At 69.1% G+C, this 19941-nt stretch carries 27 protein-coding genes and 2 pseudogenes; 15 read left to right on the forward strand and 14 right to left on the reverse strand.

The window, feature by feature from the left end; genetic code table 11:
• Position 1: 1 nt before the first annotated feature.
• Positions 2–457: a Tfx family DNA-binding protein gene (locus HWV07_RS16530; protein ID WP_178335371.1), complete on the forward strand. Its 456-nt coding sequence runs from the start codon at positions 2–4 to the stop codon at positions 455–457.
• Between the two features lie 48 nt (positions 458–505).
• Here HWV07_RS16530 and HWV07_RS16535 read toward each other — a convergent pair whose 3' ends face one another.
• The 4 genes from HWV07_RS16535 to HWV07_RS16550 form a co-directional block, all read right to left on the reverse strand.
• The gene (locus tag HWV07_RS16535) at positions 506–955 is read right to left on the reverse strand and encodes a response regulator (RefSeq protein WP_178335372.1); all 450 of its coding nucleotides are present in this window, start codon (positions 953–955) and stop codon (positions 506–508) included.
• A gap of 212 nt (positions 956–1167) precedes the next feature.
• Entirely contained in the window at positions 1168–1428 is a 261-nt protein-coding gene (locus tag HWV07_RS16540) for a hypothetical protein (RefSeq protein ID WP_178335373.1), read from the reverse strand.
• Between the two features lie 225 nt (positions 1429–1653).
• Entirely contained in the window at positions 1654–2130 is a 477-nt protein-coding gene (locus tag HWV07_RS16545) for an Lrp/AsnC family transcriptional regulator (RefSeq protein ID WP_178335374.1), read from the reverse strand.
• Between the two features lie 436 nt (positions 2131–2566).
• Positions 2567–2725 (reverse strand): hypothetical protein, encoded by a 159-nt coding sequence (locus tag HWV07_RS16550; protein ID WP_178335375.1) that lies wholly within the window; start codon positions 2723–2725, stop codon positions 2567–2569.
• A 198-nt stretch (positions 2726–2923) separates the two neighbouring features.
• Between HWV07_RS16550 and HWV07_RS16555 the strand changes: the two genes are divergently transcribed.
• Positions 2924–3712 (forward strand): SDR family oxidoreductase, encoded by a 789-nt coding sequence (locus HWV07_RS16555; RefSeq protein WP_178335376.1) that lies wholly within the window; start codon positions 2924–2926, stop codon positions 3710–3712.
• Between the two features lie 40 nt (positions 3713–3752).
• Here HWV07_RS16555 and HWV07_RS16560 read toward each other — a convergent pair whose 3' ends face one another.
• From HWV07_RS16560 to HWV07_RS16570, 3 genes are all read right to left on the reverse strand, one after another.
• The gene (locus HWV07_RS16560; RefSeq protein ID WP_178335377.1) at positions 3753–4226 is read right to left on the reverse strand and encodes a universal stress protein; all 474 of its coding nucleotides are present in this window, start codon (positions 4224–4226) and stop codon (positions 3753–3755) included.
• Positions 4223–4507: a hypothetical protein gene (locus HWV07_RS16565; protein WP_178335378.1), complete on the reverse strand. Its 285-nt coding sequence runs from the start codon at positions 4505–4507 to the stop codon at positions 4223–4225. Before HWV07_RS16565 ends, HWV07_RS16560 begins: the two co-directional genes overlap by 4 nt.
• A gap of 72 nt (positions 4508–4579) precedes the next feature.
• Positions 4580–4864, reverse strand: coding sequence for a DUF7091 family protein (locus HWV07_RS16570; RefSeq protein WP_178335379.1), 285 nt, complete (start codon positions 4862–4864; stop codon positions 4580–4582).
• A gap of 119 nt (positions 4865–4983) precedes the next feature.
• Here HWV07_RS16570 and HWV07_RS16575 point away from each other — a divergent pair, with 119 nt between their 5' ends.
• From HWV07_RS16575 to HWV07_RS16590, 4 genes and pseudogenes are all read left to right on the forward strand, one after another.
• Positions 4984–7176, forward strand: coding sequence for a hybrid sensor histidine kinase/response regulator (locus tag HWV07_RS16575; protein ID WP_178335380.1), 2193 nt, complete (start codon positions 4984–4986; stop codon positions 7174–7176).
• 151 nt (positions 7177–7327) lie between these two features.
• Positions 7328–7927 (forward strand): annotated as a pseudogene (locus HWV07_RS20165) (alpha/beta fold hydrolase); the annotation flags it as partial.
• 210 nt (positions 7928–8137) lie between these two features.
• Positions 8138–9068, forward strand: a pseudogene (locus HWV07_RS16585) (replication factor A).
• Positions 9068–9664: an RPA family protein gene (locus HWV07_RS16590; RefSeq protein WP_178335381.1), complete on the forward strand. Its 597-nt coding sequence runs from the start codon at positions 9068–9070 to the stop codon at positions 9662–9664. The pseudogene HWV07_RS16585 and the gene HWV07_RS16590 overlap by 1 nt, the downstream one beginning before the upstream one ends.
• A 72-nt stretch (positions 9665–9736) precedes the next feature.
• Here HWV07_RS16590 and HWV07_RS16595 read toward each other — a convergent pair whose 3' ends face one another.
• A complete protein-coding gene (locus HWV07_RS16595) occupies positions 9737–10774 on the reverse strand; it encodes an A24 family peptidase (protein ID WP_178336089.1) in 1038 nt (345 codons plus the stop codon).
• Between the two features lie 278 nt (positions 10775–11052).
• Between HWV07_RS16595 and HWV07_RS16600 the strand changes: the two genes are divergently transcribed.
• The gene (locus HWV07_RS16600; protein ID WP_178335382.1) at positions 11053–11640 is read left to right on the forward strand and encodes a cysteine hydrolase family protein; all 588 of its coding nucleotides are present in this window, start codon (positions 11053–11055) and stop codon (positions 11638–11640) included.
• A gap of 18 nt (positions 11641–11658) precedes the next feature.
• On the opposite strand, the gene HWV07_RS16605 is transcribed toward HWV07_RS16600, so the two are convergent.
• From HWV07_RS16605 to gvpA, 5 genes are all read right to left on the reverse strand, one after another.
• Positions 11659–12699 carry a hypothetical protein gene (locus HWV07_RS16605; protein ID WP_178335383.1) on the reverse strand — a complete coding sequence of 347 codons (1041 nt, stop codon included), beginning with the start codon at positions 12697–12699 and terminating at the stop codon, positions 11659–11661.
• Positions 12700–12724: 25 nt separating this feature from the next.
• A complete protein-coding gene (locus HWV07_RS16610) occupies positions 12725–13663 on the reverse strand; it encodes a hypothetical protein (protein WP_178335384.1) in 939 nt (312 codons plus the stop codon).
• Positions 13664–13729: 66 nt separating this feature from the next.
• Positions 13730–14065: a hypothetical protein gene (locus HWV07_RS16615; RefSeq protein WP_178335385.1), complete on the reverse strand. Its 336-nt coding sequence runs from the start codon at positions 14063–14065 to the stop codon at positions 13730–13732.
• Between the two features lie 5 nt (positions 14066–14070).
• Positions 14071–14628, reverse strand: a complete 558-nt coding sequence (gvpO, locus tag HWV07_RS16620) for a gas vesicle protein GvpO, halophile-type (protein ID WP_178335386.1) — start codon at positions 14626–14628, stop codon at positions 14071–14073.
• Between the two features lie 21 nt (positions 14629–14649).
• On the reverse strand, positions 14650–14943 hold the full coding sequence (gene gvpA, locus HWV07_RS16625) for a gas vesicle protein GvpA (protein ID WP_178335387.1): 294 nt from the start codon (positions 14941–14943) through the stop codon (positions 14650–14652).
• A 90-nt stretch (positions 14944–15033) separates the two neighbouring features.
• Between gvpA and HWV07_RS16630 the strand changes: the two genes are divergently transcribed.
• The 8 genes from HWV07_RS16630 to gvpM are packed head-to-tail and all read left to right on the forward strand — an operon-like array spanning position 15034 to position 19405.
• The gene (locus HWV07_RS16630) at positions 15034–15663 is read left to right on the forward strand and encodes a GvpL/GvpF family gas vesicle protein (protein WP_178335388.1); all 630 of its coding nucleotides are present in this window, start codon (positions 15034–15036) and stop codon (positions 15661–15663) included.
• Positions 15660–15917, forward strand: a complete 258-nt coding sequence (gene gvpG, locus HWV07_RS16635) for a gas vesicle protein GvpG (protein ID WP_178335389.1) — start codon at positions 15660–15662, stop codon at positions 15915–15917. Before HWV07_RS16630 ends, gvpG begins: the two co-directional genes overlap by 4 nt.
• Complete coding sequence (gene gvpH, locus HWV07_RS16640; protein ID WP_178335390.1) at positions 15914–16417, forward strand: gas vesicle protein GvpH; 504 nt, start codon at positions 15914–15916, stop codon at positions 16415–16417. Before gvpG ends, gvpH begins: the two co-directional genes overlap by 4 nt.
• Positions 16414–17400: a hypothetical protein gene (locus HWV07_RS16645; RefSeq protein ID WP_178335391.1), complete on the forward strand. Its 987-nt coding sequence runs from the start codon at positions 16414–16416 to the stop codon at positions 17398–17400. The genes gvpH and HWV07_RS16645 overlap by 4 nt, the downstream gene beginning before the upstream one ends.
• Positions 17393–17977 carry a gas vesicle protein GvpJ gene (gene gvpJ, locus HWV07_RS19985; RefSeq protein ID WP_178335392.1) on the forward strand — a complete coding sequence of 195 codons (585 nt, stop codon included), beginning with the start codon at positions 17393–17395 and terminating at the stop codon, positions 17975–17977. Before HWV07_RS16645 ends, gvpJ begins: the two co-directional genes overlap by 8 nt.
• On the forward strand, positions 17974–18294 hold the full coding sequence (locus HWV07_RS16655) for a gas vesicle protein K (RefSeq protein ID WP_178335393.1): 321 nt from the start codon (positions 17974–17976) through the stop codon (positions 18292–18294). Before gvpJ ends, HWV07_RS16655 begins: the two co-directional genes overlap by 4 nt.
• A complete protein-coding gene (gene gvpL, locus HWV07_RS16660) occupies positions 18291–19136 on the forward strand; it encodes a gas vesicle protein GvpL (protein WP_178335394.1) in 846 nt (281 codons plus the stop codon). Before HWV07_RS16655 ends, gvpL begins: the two co-directional genes overlap by 4 nt.
• Positions 19133–19405: a gas vesicle protein GvpM gene (gene gvpM, locus HWV07_RS16665; protein WP_178335395.1), complete on the forward strand. Its 273-nt coding sequence runs from the start codon at positions 19133–19135 to the stop codon at positions 19403–19405. Before gvpL ends, gvpM begins: the two co-directional genes overlap by 4 nt.
• Before the next feature lie 134 nt (positions 19406–19539).
• On the opposite strand, the gene fer is transcribed toward gvpM, so the two are convergent.
• The gene (gene fer / locus HWV07_RS16670; RefSeq protein ID WP_178335396.1) at positions 19540–19929 is read right to left on the reverse strand and encodes a ferredoxin Fer; all 390 of its coding nucleotides are present in this window, start codon (positions 19927–19929) and stop codon (positions 19540–19542) included.
• Between the last annotated feature and the right edge of the window lie 12 nt (positions 19930–19941).

Consider the following 19941-nt stretch of genomic DNA (forward strand, 5'->3'; position numbering starts at 1 on the left):
GATGAGTCTCCCCGACGTCGACGAACTGCTCGAGCGAGCGGGCTTCGATGCCGACGAGAGCGTCCTGACGCGCCGGCAAGCGGAGGTGCTCGCGCTGCGCGAACGCGACGTCGCGCAGGCCGACATCGCCGAGTCGCTGGGCACCTCGCGGGCGAACGTCTCCAGCATCGAGTCCAGCGCCCGCGGGAACGTGGCGAAGGCCCGCGAGACCGTCGCCTTCGCCGAGGCGCTGACGGCGCCGGTCCAGCTGACCGTCGAGGCCGGCACCGACCTCTACGACGTGCCGAACATGGTCTACTCCGCCTGCGACGAGGCGGGCCTGAAGGTCAACCGGACGGCCCCGGAGCTGATGAAGCTCGTCGGCGACGCCGCCGGCGACGCCGTCCACGGGCGGGAGGTCCGCCGGGAGATCACCGTCACCGTCACGAGCGACGGGACGGTCCGCGTGCGGGAGTGAGTCTTCGGCGGAGAAGCACCTCGAAGAGACCGTACGCCGGTTCCGTGCTCAGTCGGTACGGACGACGGACAGCCGGAAGTTCTCGAACTCGCGGATCACGTCGACGAACTCCCCGGGGTCGACCGGCTTCTTGAGGACCGCGTCCTCGTCGGCGTCGTGGTCGAGGTCGCGGGACTCGATGAGGTCCTCGTCGAGCCCGGTCAGGACGATGACGGGGACGTCCTCCAGTTCCGGGTGGTGCTTGATGTCGTGGAGGACGTCCTCGCCGTCCACGCGGGGGAGGTTCAGGTCCAGCAGGACGACGTCCGGCCGGGGCGCGTCCTCGTAGTCGCCCTCCCGGTTGATGAAGTCCAGCGCGTCCTTTCCGTCGGTGATGGTGTGGATGTTGTTGTTGATGTGTCCGTCGTGGAACGCCTCCTCGATGAGACGGACGTCCCCGGGATTGTCCTCGACCAGCAGTATCTGGGCCTCCCGGGGCGGGGCGGGGCAGCTATCCATACGCCAACCTGCTGGTGACGCGTCATAAGTCACTCGGCCAACGGCCGTCGTACTACAGTAAAAGCGCACGCAGACGGACGCTTTCGCAGGTATCTGGGTAGCTACCGGTCGATAGCAGAAAATCGATAGGACGCTCGTCTACACGGGATCGAGTGCTCGCCTCGTCTCCGCCATCTCCAGCGAACGGCGGGGACGGCGGAACCCCGCTCTGATCACCGTTCGATCGGCCCTGCTCGGACCGGGTCGTCGGTCCGTTCGACCTCGATTATCGGCGTCTCGTCGGGGAGTTCGAGGACGATCAGCGTGTAGACCTCGTCGAGCGGATCGTCCGGTTCGCCCGGGCCGGCGTCGGCCTTGATCCGCTCGAGACCGCGGGAGACCTCCTCCTCCCACTGACCCTCGTAGTCGACCTCGAGCGATTCCGATATCCGTCCTGTCCGACCGTGCGGATCCGTGAAGCGGAGTTCTACCATGGTTTGGGCTGAGGGGCGCGGCTCTCGGTGGACGCAACGGACCGGAGGCGGGGACGACGGACACGTCGTTCGAGGCGACCGAACACACGTCGCGCCCTCATGCAAGTCAATTCACACTTCCAACGGAAAAAACCCGGGCCCGATTACAGGGCAGACGGGACGAAAACTCGATTCGTTGCTATATTCGCACATTATCTTGATGTGTTTATGGATGTCTAACTGGAATCACCCGTCGTCCGCCACCTCCTTCCCGAAGTGGTCGAACGGCTGGAGCGCCTCCTCCTCCAGGACCTCCGAGCGGACGATCTCCAGGCCGCACTCCTGGAGGGTCTGGGCGATCTGGGAGACGTCGTCGGTGCTGGTGCCGACGGCCTCGACGTGGAGGTTCTGGTCGCCGGCCAGGAGTTTCCGGACGGAGACGATGCCGTGCTGGTCGAGGATCTCGCGGACGAACTCGTCGGTGGGCTGCTTCGACGCCGTGCAGGTGAAGAGGATCCGGAGTTCGAAGCCCGCCTTCTCGTAGTCGATCACGGGGACGTAGCCCTTGATGACGCCGCGGTCCACCAGGTCGTCGATGCGGTTCCGGACGGTGCTCGGGGAGACGTCGACCTCCTGTGCGATATCGGTCGTCGTCGTCTCGCGGGCGTTCTGCTGGAGCATGTACAGGACGCCTCGGTCCGTCGCGTCCAAACTGTCGCTCATAGGCGAGGAATAGCTGCTCCAGCGTTAAATCGCCCGGTGTACAGGCGCGACTGCCCGCTGTCGGTCCGGCCGGCGAAACGGCGAGTGCGCCCCGGTCCCCTGGTGCCGGGGCGCGGACCCGCCGACGGTACCGGCCCCCGTAGCGATCGGTCCCTGGTGGTTCCCCCTCGTCCGGCCGCTGACAGCGGCGGTGCCGCGCCGCGACGGGTGCGGTCGACTCCCCAGACCGCACCGTATCTTGTCCTCGACCCCTGAAATGGGTTCTTACCACCTGTACTAGGGAGTGTAAAGAAGCGGGTGAATCAGTGCGTCCGCGTCGTCGGGCAGGAGTGCCGCTACCCGGGAATCCAGCTCGCGGCGATACCGCGCCGGAGAACCGGTAACGGCTGTGGATCTCTGAAGAACCGTCCGGGACGTCCCGGACGAACCAGGCTAGCTACTCCAGGACGCGCTCGAAGTCCCCGTCGCCGCAGGTACAGTCCGGCGAGATACCGATGGGCCGGATGGACCCGTCCGGTCGGATCGCTGCCGTGACCGTCGCACCGCAGGATCGGCAGCGCGCGAAGCACCTCGACTTCGTCTCCGACTTGCTCATACTACATCTGTGGGACGGCGGGGGTATCGTACTGGTGCCAATGATGTTAGGAGGACTCCGCGACACCCCGTCGAGCACCCGGACCGTAGCGGTGAGCAGCGCCGTCAGCACGCCGAAGGCGACGCAAACGAGTCGCGGTAGGCGCCTCTGGGCTCGGCGCCGCCACTGATTTATTGCGCTGGCGGCCGACCCGCCGACATGGACCTCGGAATCGACGGGAACGCGGCGATAGTGACGGCAGGAACCGCCGGCCTGGGGCTGGCCAGCGCAGAGGCGCTGGCGGAGGCCGGGTGCGACGTCGCCATCTGCGGGCGGGACGAGGACAGGCTCTCGCGGGCCGAGTCGCGGGTCGACGAGGCGGGCCCCGGCGACGTCCTCGCCCTCCGGGCGGACATCACCGAGAAGGACGACGTCGAGTCGTTCGTCGGCAGTGCAGTCGACGAGTTCGGGCGCCTCGACCACGTCGTCACGAGCGCGGGCGGTCCGCCCTCGGGGTCGTTCCTCGACACCGACGACGAGGACTGGTACGACGCCTACGACCTGCTGGTGATGAGCGTCGTCCGGACGGTGCGGACGGCCCATCCGCCGCTCGTCGAGGACGGCGGCGGCACCATCGTCAACATCACCTCGCGGTCGGTCCAGGAGGTCATCGACGACCTCGTGCTGTCGAACTCCGTCCGCCGGGGGGTCATCGGGCTGATGAAGTCCCTGTCCCACGACCTCGCGCCCGAGGTGCGCGCCAACGCGGTGCTCCCGGGCGCCCACGAGACGAGCCGCATCGAGGAGCTCGTCGAGGACGCCGTCGAGCGCGGCGACTACGAGGACTACGAGGCCGGGCTCGCCGACTGGTCGGAGGGCGTCCCGCTGGAGCGGGTCGGCGACCCCCGGGAGCTCGGGGAGACGGTGGCGTGGCTCTCCAGCGACCGGTCGTCGTACGTCAACGGCGCCGCGGTCCCCGTCGACGGGGGGTCTACCCGGAGCGTCTGAAGCGGTCGCTCCCGGTCGGCGTCGAGTAACACCGACGTAGTCAAGCCGAACGGACGACGAAGACGTCGAACCCGTCGTTCTCGTCGTTCTCGTCGCGCTCGTCGCTCCCCGCGTCGACCCTCGAGAGCCGCTGGACGACGCGACCGGCGTCGTCGCCGCCGACGAAGACCACCTCGGCGTCCGCCTCGCCGGCGACCCGCGAGAGGACCTTCGCGATCCGCCGCCGGCCGGCGTAGGCGTCGACGCGCTCGGCGCGGAAGTCGGCCCCGGGCGCGACATCGGCGGCGGCCGCCCGGAGCCGTTCGGCGGCCGCGTCGGGGTCGTACGCCCCGTCGTCGGTGAGGTCGTACGTCTCCGCGAGGGACGCGTCGGTCGGCAGGACGCTCGCGACGACGAGCCGCGCGCCCGTCCGGTCGGCGAACGCCGTGGCGCGCCGGAGCGCCCGCTCGGAGCTCTCGCCGCCGTCGTAGGCGACGAGGTAGGTCGCGGGGTCGCCCTCGCCGGTCCGGCTCATAGTTTCCCTCCGTCGCGCTCTTCGTCCGACGTCGACGGGGCCTCGACCTGGGTCGCGAGCAGGTACGACGGGACGCCGATGTAGAGGGCGAAGACGAGGATCGCCAGGAGGCTCGAGGTGCTCCGCGATCCGGTGTACGGCTGCGAGAGCTGGATCGTCGCCTGGATGAGCAGGGCGCCGACGATCACGACGAGGCCGACCGCTAGGGTGAAGCAGATCGCGCCGACGGCGAACAGCATCGAGTCGATGAGGTACGACCCGGTCCGGGGGAGGGGGTTCACGGTCTCGGAGATTCGCGCCCGCAAGAAGAGTATTTCCCACCTAGTCGCACACCGGTGGAGGCCCTCTCCAGGTCACCAGGTCTCGATGCGGCGCTCGCGGATGTCCTCGACGCAGCCGCGGCAGTCGCGGTGGTCGGGGTCGTAGCAGGCCGGGCGGGCCTGCTCGTCGAGCGAGACGGCGCGCTTCTCGGCGTAGCGGCGGCAGACGATCCGCGCCCGCCCCTCGTCGTCGGTCGGGAGGTCGGCGAGGGTGGCGGTCTTCGCGTCGCTGTAGGCGCGCCTGGCCTCCTCGAACTGCTTGCCCGCGGAGTGCAGCTTCGTCCGGACGAGCCGCTCGAGACGACGACGGTTGCTCACGGTGGGGGGTTCGGGCGCCGGCCCCAAAGAGCCGTCGGCCGGGGCGGACGACGGGTCCGCACGACTCATCGCCCGCAAGCCCCGCAACGGTTTTCCCCCGAGACGCCGACCTCGTTGCAATGAGCCGACAGACCCGGGTGCTGCACGTCGACGACGACGCCGGGTTCGCGTCCCTGACGGCCTCGACGCTCGAGGGGACCGGCGACGGGTTCGAGGTGGTCGTCGAGAACGCCGCCGGCGACGCTCTCGAGCGGCTCGCCGACGACGCCGGCGACATCGACTGCATCGTCAGCGACTACGAGATGCCGGGGACCGACGGCCTCGAGTTCCTGCAGGCCGTCCGGACCGACCACCCCGACCTCCCGTTCGTGCTGTTCACGGGGAAGGGCAGCGAGGAGGTCGCCAGCGACGCCTTCTCGGCCGGCGCCACCGACTACCTCCAGAAGGGCCCCGGCGTCGACCAGTTCGAACTGCTCGCCAAGCGGATCGAGAACGTCGTCTCGCGGTGGCGGGCCCGCACCGACTACCGGCACATCTTCGAGGACGCGACCGACGGGATCACCGTCCACGACCCCGACACGGGCGAGATCCTCGACGCGAACCGGCGGTTCTGCGAGATGGTCGGGTACGACCGCGAGGACCTGCTCTCGGCGTCCTTCGGCGAGTTCAGCGCCACCGACCGCGGCTACACCCAGCGGCGGGCCGACGAGCACGTCGCCCGCGTCCTGGACGACGGCGAGCAGGTCTTCGAGTGGGTCGTGGAGACGGCGGGCGGCGACGACCTGCCGGTGGAGATCCGCCTGAAGGAGACGACGCTCCGCGGGCGGAACTGCGTCCTCGCGATCGCGCGGGATATCTCCGACCGGAAGGCCAGGGAGCGGGAGCTCCGCCGCGAGCAGGCGTTCGTCGAGGGCCTCTTCGACGCCATCCCGGACCTCGTCTACGCCCTCGACGAGACGGGGACCATCGTCCGGTGGAACGACCACGCCGTCGAGGTGACGGGCTACTCGGGCGAGGAGATCGGGGCGATGGACGCCACCGAGATGGTCGGCGGCGAGGACGTCGAGCGGGTCGCCGACGCGGTCGGCACCGTGGTCTCGGAGCGGCGGTCGGTGACCCTCGAGGTGGACGTGGTGACCAGGGACGGCACGTCGATCCCGTACGAACTGGTCGGCGCGCCGCTGATCGACGACGCGGGCGACCTTCGCGGGATCGTCGGCGCGGGGCGGGACGTCTCCGAACGGCTGGCCAGGGAGCGCGAACTCGAGCGCTACGAGCAGATCGTCGACGCGGTCGGCGACGCGGTGTTCGAACTCGACCACCGGGGCGCGTTCACCGAGGTGAACGACTACATGGCCGAGATGCTCGGGTACGATGTCGAGGACCTCCTCGGCGAGCACCTCGCGGCGGTCGTCTCGCCGGCGGACCTCGAGACCGCGAAGGAGAGGCAGCGGGCGCTGCTGGCCGGGGAGGCCGACTACGTGACCTTCGAGTTGACGGCGGTGACCGCCGACGGCGGGCCGATCCCCTGCGAGGTCCGGATCGCGCTCGCCCCCGAGCGCGCGGGCACCGACCGCCGGGGGACCGTCGGCGTCGTCCGCGACGTCTCCGACCGCAAGGAGCGAGAGCGGGAGCTCGAGCGGCAGAACCAGCGGCTCGAGGAGTTCGCGAGTATCGTCTCCCACGACCTAAAGAACCCGCTGACCGTCGCCAAGGGCCGGATCGGGCTCGCCCGGGCCGACCGCGACAGCGAGGACCTCGAGATCGCCGCCTCGACCCTCGACCGGATGGAGACGCTCGTCGACCGGACGCTGACCCTGGCCCGGGAGGGCCGAACCGTCGGCGAGACCCAGCCCGTCGACCTGTCGGGGGTCGCCGAGGCCGCGTGGTCGACCGGCGGCGACCCCGGGGCCACCCTCCGGCTGGGGGACCTCCCCCGAGATCGAGGCCGACCCCGACCGCCTCCGGCACCTCTTCGAGAACCTCTACGGGAACGCCGTCGAGCACGGCGCCGCCGACGCGACGGTCACCGTCGACCCCCTCGACGGCGGGTTCTTCGTCGCCGACGACGGACCCGGCATCCCCGAGGACGAACGCGACGCCGTCCTCGAGGCGGGCTACACGACCGCCCGGTCGGGCACCGGTCTCGGACTGGCCATCGTCCGCCGGATCGCGGAGGCGCACGGATGGACCGTCGACGTACGCGAGGGGGCCGACGGCGGGGCGCGCTTCGAGTTCACCGACGTCGACCGCGTCGCGTGACCGGCTTCAGTTCCCGGGAGGCACTGCCCGCCGGCGGACCCTACCGTTAAGCCCCGCGGCGACCTTTCACCGCCATGCGACGAGACGAGTTCCGTACCCTCGACGGCGTCGAGATCCACTACAGCGAGTGGGGCAACACGGACGCGCCGCCGGGTCGTCTGCGTCCACGGCCTCTCGCGGGTCGGCCGCGACTTCGACCCGCTGGCGCGCGAACTCGCCGACGACTACCGGGTGCTGTGTCCCGACATGCCCGGCCGCGGGCTGAGCGAGTGGGCGCCGACCCACTACTCGCCCGAGGCGATGGTCGACCTCCTGGTCGCCTTCTACGACGAACTGGGCCTCGAGTCGACCCGCTACGTCGGGACGTCGATGGGCGGGACGCTCGGCATCCGGCTGGCGGCCGACGACCTCGCCGACCGCATCGACGCGCTGGTGCTCAACGACGTCGGCCCAGAGCCCTCGGAGGACGAGGGCGCCGAGGGGGGTATCCAGCGGATCATCGACTACCTGACGAACCCGCCGACGTACGACCGGTTCACCGAGATGGAGGCGTACTTCCGGGAGGCCTACGCGACGTTCAACGAGCAGAGCGACGCGGAGTGGCGGCGGCTGACCCGGACCTCATCGCGCCGCACCGACGACGGGCAGTTCACGCCGAACTACGACACCGGTATCGTCGAACCCGTCGTGACCGCCGAGTCCGAACGGGACCCCTGGGCGCTGTGGGAGGCCGTCGACGCCCCGACGCTCGTCCTCCGCGGGGAGGACTCCGATATCCTCGGCGAGGGGACGTTCGAGGAGATGCAGACCCGCCGCCCCGAGGTGGAGACGCTGGTCGTGGACTGCGGGCACGCGCCGCGCTCAACACCGACGAGCAACGCTCCGCCATCCGGTCGATTCTCCCCGAGTGAGGGCCGCTGTCCACTTTCACTCCGCCACCGACGGTTTTTATACCATCGGGCGCCAACCGACGTACGTCTCCCATTGAAAACACGTGGAGACGGATACGCCATGACAGACCTGCGACAGCACGCAGCCGAGATACACGAACAGTTCTCAGACTCGCTCGACGTGAGCGAGGAAGAAATCGAGGAACGCCTGGAGACGCTCGTCTCCGAGTACCGCGTTCCCGTCGACGAGGCCCGCCGCAGCGTGGTCTCGACGTACCTCGACGAGGCCGACATGGACCGCGACCAGCTGGCCGGCGGCTCCAGCGAGGCCGCTAACGTCGAGGACATCGACGCCCCCGAGGAGTGGCTCGACCTGACCGTCAAGGTCGTCGACCTCTGGGGAGCCCCGCGCCGACTCCATCGCGCAGGTCGGCCTGCTGGGCGACGAGACCGGCACCGTGAAGTTCACCAAGTGGGCCAAGAGCGACCTCCCCGAACTCGAGGAGGGGTCGGTCTACCGGCTCGGCAACCTCGTCACCGACGAGTACGAGGGCCGCTACTCGGTGAAGCTCAACAAGACCACGACCATCGAGGAGCTCGACGAGGACATCGAGGTCGGCGACGACTCCACGGAGGTCCAGGGCGCGCTGGTCGACATCCAGTCCGGCTCCGGCCTCATCAAACGCTGCCCCGAGGAGGACTGCACGCGCGTCCTCCAGAACGGCCGCTGCTCGGAGCACGGCGACGTCGAGGGCGAGTTCGACCTCCGCATCAAGGGCGTCCTCGACGACGGCGACCAGGTCCACGAGGTCATCTTCGACCAGGAGGCCACCGAGGAGCTGACCGGCATCACCCTCGACGAGGCCCAGGAGATGGCGATGGACGCCCTCGACACCGAGGTCGTCGTCGAGGAGATGGCCGACACCGTCCTCGGCCTCTACTACCGGGTCGCCGGACCCACGTTCGGCCGGTACGTCCTGGCCGACGAGATCGAGACCCTCACCGGGCCGGTCGACGCGGAGAGCGTGCTGATCAAAGCGAGGTCCCTGTAATGAGTGCATCCGTTCCCACCCGCGAGGTCGCCCGGCGCGCCTTCGCGGCCGAGTTCAACGACGCATCGTACACGTTCAAGGAGTCCGACGACGACCGCGCGCCGGTCTACTCGCTGCTGCCGACCGGCGAGTCCGCCAACCGCGTCTTCGTCGTCGGCACGCTGACCGAGACGGAGGACGTCGGCGAGGACTCCGAGTACTGGCGCGGTCGAATCGTCGACCCTACGGGTACGTTCTTCACGTACGCGGGCCAGTACCAGCCCGAGGCCGCCTCGGCGCTCCGCGAGGCCGAGACCCCCGCCTACGTCTCCGTGGTCGGCAAGCCCCGCACCTACGAGACCGACGAGGGCGACGTGAACGTCTCGCTGCGACCCGAGTCCATCACCGTCGTCGACGCCGACACCCGCGACCGCTGGGTCGTCGAGACGGCCGAGCGGACCGTCGAGCGCATCGAATCGTTCGACACGGCCGACGAGTACGACGCGATGGCCGAGACCCAGTACGGACCGGATCTCGACCTCTCCGTCTACCGCGACCAGGTCGTGACGGCCCTCGAGGACCTCGAGGAGGACGTCGAGGTCGCCGCCGAAGCGTAGTACGGTCAACAGACTTCGTTTTTCTTCGCGATACTGGCCGGATAGCGCGGGCTCCGTGCTGCTCCAGCCGACTCAGGCCAGTCCCAGGAACGTCAGCAGCGCGAACAGCAGGTCGCCGTAGGTCAGCGCGAACAGCAGCCCGGCGAACATCGGGAGGATGAACGGGATACCGGGCGTCAGCCAGACGCGCTCCCGGTCGGACTCGGTGAGGACCTCCAGGCCCTCGCGGAGTTCGGTCGGGGTGGTGCCGTAGGCCGAGTGCGCGGAGAGGAAGCGCTCGGCGCCCCAGGTGTCGAGGGGCCGGATCGCGGCCTGGAGTTCGTCCTCCGCGGCGTCGGAGTCACTGTCATCCGCACTCTCGGACTCGGTGACGACGCCGCCGTCGGTCAGCGCGCGTTCGTCGGCGGCGATGGAGCCGTCGCCCGGGTCGTTCCGGGCCGCGGGGAGGGGATGTCGATACCGGTCCGGGTTCGCACGGATTTGTTCGAACGTGACGCCTCGCCAGCGGAGGTACATCCGGAGGGCGTCGACGTCGAGGCCGCGGCGGCTGAACCCGTCCGGCCCCTCCAGCAGGCGCCCGTACTCGACGAGGACGTCGGCGACGGCGACCGGCCGGCCGACGAACATCGCGGGCGTGACCTCGCCGCGCGGGAGGTTCCGCAGCGCCAGCAGCAGCGGGTAGGCGAGGCCGACGATGACGGTGTTCGAGAGGATGGTCAGCGAGAAGACGCCGAGGGTGGCCCGGTTGAGCGGGAGCGCCCCGAGTTCGAGGTAGAAGCTGGGGTACACCGGGAACAGCACCGCAAGCGAGATGACCGCCTTGGCGTCGGCTCCCCCGAACCCGCCGAGCCGCCAGAAGACGTAGCCGAGCGGGGCGACGAGCCCCAGCGAGAGGACGACGCGGACGGCGAAGAGCCGCTGGGAGAAGGCCCCCTGGTCGAGGACGAGCCACCCGTCCCAGGCGAGCGCGACGACCCCCGCGACGAGCAGGGGGAGCCACGTCCGGTTCGGCACCCGCCGCGTCTCGATGTCGCGGTAGGCCGCCCACGCGAACACGGGGACGGCGACGAGGCGGAGCAGGTCCGGGCCCCGGGCGACGCCGAGGAACACCGACGAGAGGACGTCGCCGCCGACGAGCCCGAGGGCCGTCAGAGCGGCGAGCGGTACGGACGGGTCGGGACTCGAAGCGAGCCCGGCGAACAGCGACGACACACAGTGGGGTGTGTCCAGGTTCCTTATAAACTCACGCTATGGCTCAGTGCGCTCGTCGGGTGCGTAGATTCGGCCAGGCGACGGGAGAGAGATTGGACATTCGTGATTTTGAATCGGTAATACTGCCGCAATAGTCCGGTATATCCCGCAACCGGTTGTGAACTCGGTACGACCACATGCCGTTCAGGGACTACGAGACGCTCGACCTCGACGGCGTCGCCCTCGTACCGATCGACGTCCAGCAGGGGTTCGACCACGACCGCTGGGGCGAGCGGAACAACCCCGACGCCGAGCGCCACGTCGCGGAACTGCTCGCGGCGTTCCGCGAGGCCGACCTGCCGGTCGTGCACGTCCGCCACGACTCCACCGAACTCGACTCGCCGCTGCGCCCCGACCGGGCGGGCAACGCTTTCAAGCCCGAGGCCGAGCCGACCCGCGAGGAACCCGTCGTCGCCAGGGACGTCGACGGTGCCTTCGTCGGGACCGACCTCGAGAGCCGGCTCCGGGAGGCCGGCGTGCAGCGACCCGTCTTCGTCGGGTTCACGACCGACCGCGGCGTCTCGACGACCGCGCGGATGGCGGCGAACTTCGGGTTCGAACCGTACGTCGTCGCCGACGCCGCGGTGACCTTCGAGCGAGAGTTCGACGGCACGCGGTACGCCGCCGAGCAGAACCACCGGCTGGCGCTCGCACAGCTCGACGGCGAGTTCGCGACCGTCGTCGAGACGGCGACGCTACTGGCCGCCCTTGAGGCGAGAGAATGAGCCCGCCGCGGAAGCGTCCTACGCCTCCATGCTGAGCGCGTCCGAGAGCTCGTCGACAAGCTCCTCCTGGCTGAGGTTCGCCTGGATGTCGTGTTCCTTCGCGAGCGACTGCAGCTCGCGGTACGACAGGTCCTCGAGGTCGTCCTCGCTCGAGGGCTGCGGCGTGTCGTCGTCGCCTTCCGACTCGTCGCCCGACTCCGAATTGGCTTCCTGCTCGTCGCCCTCGGCTTCTTCGTCCTCCGCTTCGGCTTCCTCGTCGCCCCCCTCGGACTCCGCTTCGCTCTCGTCCTCCGACGCCTCGGAATCCGACTCGTCCTCGCTTTCGGCCTCGATCTCCTCTTCGTCGGATTCGGACTCGGCGTCGTCCGTCTCCTCGCCTTCGTCCTCGGCGTCCGCTTCGGACGCCTCGTCCTCCCCCTCGGACTCCTCGCCTTCGTCCTCGGCCTGCTGGTCGTCCGACGCCGCTTCGTCGCCGTCCTCGCTCTCGTCCGTAGCTTCCTCGGACTGACCGTCCTCGGCCTCGGCGTCTTCGGACCCCTCGTCGCCGTCCTCGGACGTCATCGCCTGCTCGACGGCGGAGGCGATCTTGTCGGTCACGTCGTCGCTGTCCGAGTCACCGCCCGAGTCATCGGAGAGGGCGGCCTCGACCGACTCCGTGATGGTGCTGGCGAGGTCGGACTGGTCGCCGTCGTCGCTCGCCTCCTCACCTCCGTCCTCGGCACCCTCCTCCGATTCGCCTTCGGCTTCCGTTTCGCCGTCCCCCTCGGACTCTTCGTCGCTATCTTCGGCGGACTCCTCGTCGCCGTCCTCGGCGGACTCCTCGTCCTCGTCGTCGCTGAGGCTCTCCCGGATGGCCTCCTCGATCCAGGCGCCGAGCTTCTCGCCGATCCGGCGGCCGACGAGCGCGCCGACGGCGCCGCCCAGGTCCTCGCTGGTGGGCTGTCCGCTCTCGCTGTCGATGGCTCCTTCCAGCTCCGTGCCCTCGAACAGTTCCTCGTAGTCGATCTTCTCGAGCAGCTCCTCGGTGTCCATGCGGTCGACGAGAGATGTATCACTCATTGGTTGTGGAGATCGGAAACGGGAGTCACGCGCTCGCGGCCGCCTCTTCGGCGTCGGACTCGCCACCGTCGTCGGAGGTGTCGAGGAGCTGGTTGACGATCTCCTGGAGGAACTGCGCGAGCAGCTCCTCCAGCGGCAGCGCGGAGATGATCGACGACCCGGCGTCGTCGATGGCGCTGCGGATGCCGTCGGCGATGTAGCCGGCCAGCTCCTTCGCGCGCTCCATCGGGTGCACGTCGGGGAGCAGGCCCGAGCTCTCGCCTTCCTCACCTTCCTCGCCTTCCTCGTCACCCTCGCGGCCGCCGAGCAGCCCGCTGAGCGGGTTGTCCGGCATCTCGGGTATCAAGCTCGACAGCGGGTCGCCGCCCAGCAGGCCGCTGACCGCCGACAGCAGGTTGCCGAGCAGCTTCGACTCGCCCTCGACCGCGGTGAGGTCGAGCGTGACCGTATCGAGGTCGACCTCCAGGCCGAGCAGGTCGAGGAAGAGGCCGTCGATGTTCAGGTGGAGCAGGCGCGCGCCCTCGTCCGAGACGGCCTGCTCGCGCTCGGACTCCTCCTCTTCGGCTTCTTCACCTTCACCCTCGGCTTCTTCGCCGTCGCCTTCCGCTTCGGCGTCCTCCTCTGCCTCCTCGTCCTCACCCTCGTCCGCTTCGGCCTCCTCTTCGTCTTCAGATTCGGCCTCGTCTTCGGCGGCCTCTTCCTCGTCTTCGCCCTCCGCTTGCTCCTCGTCGGACTCGTCGTCCTCCCCTTCCGCCTCCTGCTCGTCGCCCTCGGCGGATTCGCTCTCCTCGCTCTCTTCGCTCTCAGCGTCCGCCTCCTCGGCGTCCGTCTGCTCCTCGGAGGCTTCCTGGTCGTCCGCCGATTCGTCCTCCTCTTCCGGCTCCTCCATCTGACCGCCGTCCGGGAGCAACACTCTGACGCCGACGCCGCCGGTGCTCGACTCCGGAGCATCTCGAGAATCCATATCTCATACGACGCGGGAAAAACGGTTAGTCGGGATGCCTGCACCTGCAGGTTCCCGGGGGCGGCCTCAGTCGGGTGACGGGGTGAACGACTCCCGGCAGTCGAGGCAGACGTGGGACTCGCGGTTCAGCGCCGTCGCGTTCTTCTCGCTGAGCGCGCCCTTGCTCGCGAGCTTCGCGGCGCCGATCCCAGACTTGTAGACGTCGTCGGCGCTGCCGCAGGACGGGCACTCGGCGTCGCTGCCGTCCTCCAGTCGCTCGATGCGCCGCTGCAGCTTGTCGACCCGGGCCGAGACGTCCTCGATGACGTCCTCGTCTTCCTCGTCGGCGCGGGCGATCATCTCGACGGCCTCGGCCAGCTCCACCGGCTCGTCCACCCAGGGGAGATCGACTGTCTCGCTCATGGGCCCTAGATGTCGTGGTTCATGTCGTCGCGGCGGTACCGGTGGGTCCGCTGGTAGCCGGTGACCGACAGGTCGTCGGTGAGCTCGATCTCGTAGCGGCCGAGGATGTCCTGGGTGTCCGGGACCGACTTCCGCTCGACCACCTCGACGGCGACCCGCCAGCCGCTGTCCGTGCTGTCGATGCTCGTTATCCCGTCGAGGGGATGGCCGACGACACCCTCGGCGGTCTCCTGTACGGTCTGGCGAACCTCCCCGATCTCGGTCTCCGCCGTCTGTGAATCACTGGATGACATTTGGGTATCCTGGTCGTCCGTCTCGCCCGTCGATTCGTCGCCCCCTTCGTCCCCGTCGGCGTCCCCGGCTCCGTCGACGGTCTCCTCGCGGTTTTCGTTCTCGTCGGGGTCACCATCGTCGCCGCCGTCTCCGTCCTCGGCGTCGTCGATAGTCTCGTCCGACGAATCGTGCTGGTGACAGAAGCCGTCGTCCTGCGCGGGGCGCGAACAGCGGTCACCGTCGCCGGTGACCGCCTTGCACTGTTCTTCGTCCGAATCAGTCGTCGACATCGGTCAGAGAGCCCGTTCAGGTCACTCCGCCTGCGCTTCCGGGTTCGGGGACTCCGACTGCTCGATGTCGATGTCCTGGAGGTTGTCCAGATCACCCCCGTCCTCGACCTCCGCCTCCGCGGCTTCGATCTTGGATATCTCCTTGGCGTAGTGCAGGAAGGTGTCGACCGAGGCGACCACGACCCGGGCCTCGACCGTCAGGATCTCGATACCGACGAGCGAGACCCTGGCCCAGACGTCGATGACGACGCCCTTGTCGAGGATGCGGTCGAGGACCTCCACGAGGCTGGAACTGCCTGGTCTGGCTGAACTCATGTGTCATACAATCGAGCCGACAGGTGGGTAGGTGTTCGGCTTGCATACTCAGGCACCGTACTGTTGAGAGTGCGAGACCTCGTACTAGCCATGGCAGACAACGCCCTCTACGCCTACGGCGTCATCGAGCAGGAGGACCTCGAGTTCGACACCGACGGGGTCGAAGGGGCGGAGCGGGCGTACACGGTCGACCACCGGACCCTGTCGGCGCTCGTGACCGACATCGACACCGTCGAGCCGGAGGCGACCGACGAGAACGCCCAGCGACACAACGAGGTGCTGCAGACCCTCCTCGAGCACGACGGCGGCCGCACCGTCGTCCCGATGCAGTTCGGGATGGCGTTCAAGAACAAGCGGACGCTCAAGAGCGTCCTCCGGGAGACCCGCCCGGCGTTCCGGCGGGCCCTCCGGGAGGTCGACGACAAGGTCGAACTCGGCCTGAAGGTCCTCGTCGACGAGGACGCCGACGTCGACCGGGCGGCCGTCGAGGCGGAGGTCTCCGAGCGCTTCGAGGACATCGCCGAGGGGTCGACCGACGACGACCTCTTCAGCGACCGGCTGGTCGTCAACCGCTCGTTCCTCGTCGACCGCGAGAACCGCGACGCCTTCGACGACGCCGTCGGCGCCTTCGAGGACGACCACGACGACCTCCTCGTCCAGTACACGGGGCCGTGGGCGCCGTACAACTTCGTCGAGATCGAGATCGGGGCGAAGCGATGACCATCATCGTCGACGACCTCCTGGTGCGGCCGTTCTTCCAGGTGCTCGAATCGCTGCAGGCCATCGCCATGAACGAACTCTACGACATCGAGGACATCAGGGACCGCATGAAAGAGAACCAGCTACTCTACGAGATGGGCGAGCGCGACGAGGAGGAGTACCAACAACGCCGCCGCGAACTCGAGGCCGAACTCGAGGTCGCCGAGCAGGCCCACGAACAGCTGAGCGACAAGTCCATCGAGGTGCGCGGATGAGCGACGAACGAGACGGAGCCGACGACGACGACGAGACCGAGCGACAGGGCGGGCTCCTCGGCGGCATCCGGAGCGTGCTGGAGGCGCTGGCCGACGCCGAGCGGGACGGGAAGTCCCGCATCAGCCGCAGACGTCGCTCGTCGAAGGGACGGTTCTCGACCGAGTCGGGCTTCTCGGTCCGGGTCGGTCGCCCGTCCTCGGGGTCAGACGCGAACTCGATCAACGACCGCAGCTCCGCGAGCGACCAGCGGGACGTCGACCACCACGTCGACGTCCGGCACGACGACGACGGCCGGCTCGTGGTCGTCGCCGACCTGCCGAACGTCGACCCCGACGACCTCACCGTCGGCCTCGACGAGGAGACCAACGAACTCGTGGTCGGCGTCGAGGACCGGGCCGTCGAGCGGCTGGCGCTGCCCTGGCCCGTCGACGACGTCGAGGGGCGGTTCAACCACGGCGTCCTCGAACTGCGCATCACGGCGACGGAGGACGCGTCATGAGCGACGCCGAAGCCGAGGGGGAGACCGAGGACGAGGTCTTCGACCCGGAGCGGCTGGCCGACCTCGTCGGCCAGATCGGCGAGTACGTCACCGAGATCAAGCGGGCGATCGTCGACGACGAGGACGGCGGCGACATCGTCGAACTGGCGGAGGACCTCTGGGAGGTCCTCGAGGAGCTGGAGGAGCTCCTGGAGACCCTGGACTTCGAGGAGCTGCCCGAGGCCATCGACGTCGAGGACATCCCCGAGGCCGTCGACGTCGAGGACATCCCCGAGGGGCTGTTCGACGAGGACGAGTCGGCGATCGACCTCGGGGACGTCACCGAGGCGGTCAACCTCCGGGAGCTGTGGGACGCCGTCGACCTCACGCAGTTCCTCCAGGAGAAACGCGAGTTCGAGGCGGCCGTCGACGACGTCACCGACGACGAGGACGGCGACGGCGACGGCGAGGAGGACGACGGGATGTTCGAGAACGTCGTCGACATGGACGGCGCGGACGCCTCCTTCGAGCAGAGCGCCCGCCAGCAGTTCATCGAGGAGAAGATCCTGGCCGCCGTCGAGAAGTTCCGGTCGGCGCTGCTGTCGACCCACGACGGCCTCCGGAAGATCTACCGGGAGAACCAGAAGAAGCTCGGCCAGGAGGGCAACCAGCCCGACTCGCTGAACCCGACGGCCCGGTCGACGATGCCGCCGGGGCCGCTCCCGGACTCCATCTCGACGCGCACCTCGACGGTGCCGTCGCAGGTGAAGTACTCCCGGGCGGACAACCCGCGGCGCATCTTCGGGCGGCGGTTCAAGGAACGGCACGACGACGAGGACTCGCGGACGACCAGCGCCGACGCCGACGCCGAGGAGTCGACCGACGCCGACAGCGAGGGCGCCGACACGGACGGTGCGACCGCCGACGCCGAAAGCGAGAGCGAGAGCGAGAGCGAGAGCGACGACGACGCGCCGGAGATCGAGGTGTTCGAGGAGAATGAGTAGTGGAAAACCTACACGCGACCAGGCGGACCTGGCGGAGGTCCTCGAGCTGGTCCTCGACAAGGGCATCGTCATCAACGCGGACATCGCGGTCACGGTCGGGGAGACGGAACTGCTCGGCATCGAGCTCCGGGCGGCCATCGCCTCCTTCGAGACCGCCGCCAAGTACGGGCTGGCCTTCCCGAGCGGGACGGACATGCGCCGGGTCGAGCGGGCCTCCGGCCGCGAACCGCTCGAGGACGACGACGAGCCGATCGACCTGGGGATCGACGCCAGTTCGGGCGGGAGCCGGGAGGACGACGAGAGCGACGGCGACGGCGGCAGCAGCCGAGCGGCGGCGGCGCCCGCGGCGCCCAGTCAGCGACCGACGCCCCAGGTCCCGACGGACGACGACGATGGGGGCGAAGGCAGCAGCGTCGACGACGCCGACCAGAGCGGGGACGGCGACGGGGAGGGCCCGGACGCCGCTCCCGACGAGTCGGGGTCCGAAGACGGGAGTGACGACGACGGAGATGGCCAGGACGGCTCGGCGGCGGACTCGAGCGACGAGGAATCTGCGAGCGGCCAGGAGGACACATGAAGCACATCGAACTCGACGACGAGGAGGGCGACGGCGGCGCCTCGGGGCTGATGGCGCTCGTCGTCACGGTGATCGAACTGCTCATCGAGACGATGGAGCGGGAGGCCATCCGGCGCATGGAGTCCGGGCAGCTCGACCCCGAGGAGATCGAACGGCTCGGCGCGCAGCTCCAGGCGCTGGAGGAGGAGATGGAGGCCATCAAGGCCGACCAGGGCATCGACGAGAACGTCGAACAGCTCCGCGGCGACCTGGACTCGCTTGTCTCCGAGGCCGTCGAGCAGGTCCGCGACCAGGAGTTGGAGGGGATCGACGGATGAGCGACACCGACGAGCCGAGCGGCGACGCCCAGACGTCCCTCGAGTTCGACGAGGGGCGGTACGTCTACTGCGCCGTCAACGCGGACGACGGCGCGACCTTCGCCGCGGAGGGCCTGGAGGGCGGCGACGTCTCCCTCGTCGTCCGGGACGGTATCGGCGCGGTCGTCCAGCCCGTCGACTCCGTCTTCGACTCCGACGACGTGACGCAGGTCCGCAGCTGGCTGCTCGACCACCAGGGGGTCGTCGACGACGCCGCCCAGCGGTTCGGCACGCCGATCCCCTTCCGCTTCGACACCATCCTGAAGGGCGGCGACGCGACCGTCCGCGAGTGGCTCGACGACCACCGCTCGGAGCTCGAGGACGCCCTCGAGTGGCTCGACGGGCGCTGGGAGTACCGGGTCCGCGTCGAGTGGGACGAGGAGGCGATCGCCGACGAGATCCTCGAGGCCGACGGCGAACTCCGCGAACTGGCCGCACGCGCGGAGACCGCCGACGAGGGGACCGGCTTCCTGCTGCAGAAGCAGTACCAGCAGCAGCTCTCCGAGCGCCTCGAGCAGCACCGCGGAGCCGTCGAGGAGCAGCTCCACGAGGCGATCGAACCCCACGCCGTCGAACTGCAGCGCTCCGGCGGTGCGTCGGTGCTCTCCGAGGAGGACGACGACGCCGGCAGGGAGACGGTCGCCGACCTGTCGCTGCTGGCCGACGAAGCCGACGAGGAAGCGATCGGCGACGCGCTGGAGCCCTACGCGGACCACGGCGCCTACGAGGTCTCCTACACCGGGCCGTGGCCGCCGTACAGCTTCGCACCCGAGATCGGCGACGGGGGTGGCGAGGGCCCGTGAAGCCGACCAGAGACGACGGCCACGCCATCGTGGACGTCCTCGACGTCCTCCTGCGGGAGGGCGCGATGGTCCAGGCCGACGTGCTGATCACGGTCGCCGACATCCCGCTGGTGGGGATCAACCTCCGGGCGGCCGTCGCGGGGATGACGACGATGCGGGAGTACGGCTTCTTCGAGAACTGGGACCTCGAGACGCGGCGGATGGGCAAGGAGCGCCGCGCGAGCGGTCACGGGCGGCCGGACCCCGAAATACCGGGGTCCGACGAGTGACGAGCGGGAGGATCAGCGAGTAACGGTCGGAGGCGAAGACTCGGAAGCGCCGTCACACCTGCGGTCGACTCGCCGGAACGGGCAGGGCGCGGTCGGAGAACGGGGAGGATGAAACGAACGTCGAACGATACCGCTCAGATGACGCGGTTCTGCAGGTAGTCGAGGTGCTTGGCGTTGTAGACGATCTTGACCTCCTCGTCGGCGGGGCTGCCGATGCAGGTCAGGCGGACGCCCTTCTCCTCGACCTCCTCGTCGGAGAGGATCTGCTGCATGTCCATGTCGATGTCGCCCTTCTTGATGATGGCGGCGCAGTTCGCACACGCGCCGGCGCGGCACGAGAAGGGCCAGTCGTAGCCCTGCGCCTCGGCCGCCTCGAGGATGTACTCGCCCTCGGCGACGTCGAGCGTGCCGTAGTCCTCGTCGTCGAGACCGGCGTCGGCGGCCTGCTCGAAGAGGTCGTCGTCGTCCATGTCCCAGCCCTGGTCGTCCAGCACTTCGTAGTTGAGGTATTCTACCGTGGGCATCACCTCGTAGAT

Origin of the sequence: Natronomonas salina (assembly GCF_013391105.1) — an archaeon.
Taxonomy (GTDB): Archaea; Halobacteriota; Halobacteria; order Halobacteriales; family Haloarculaceae; genus Natronomonas; species Natronomonas salina.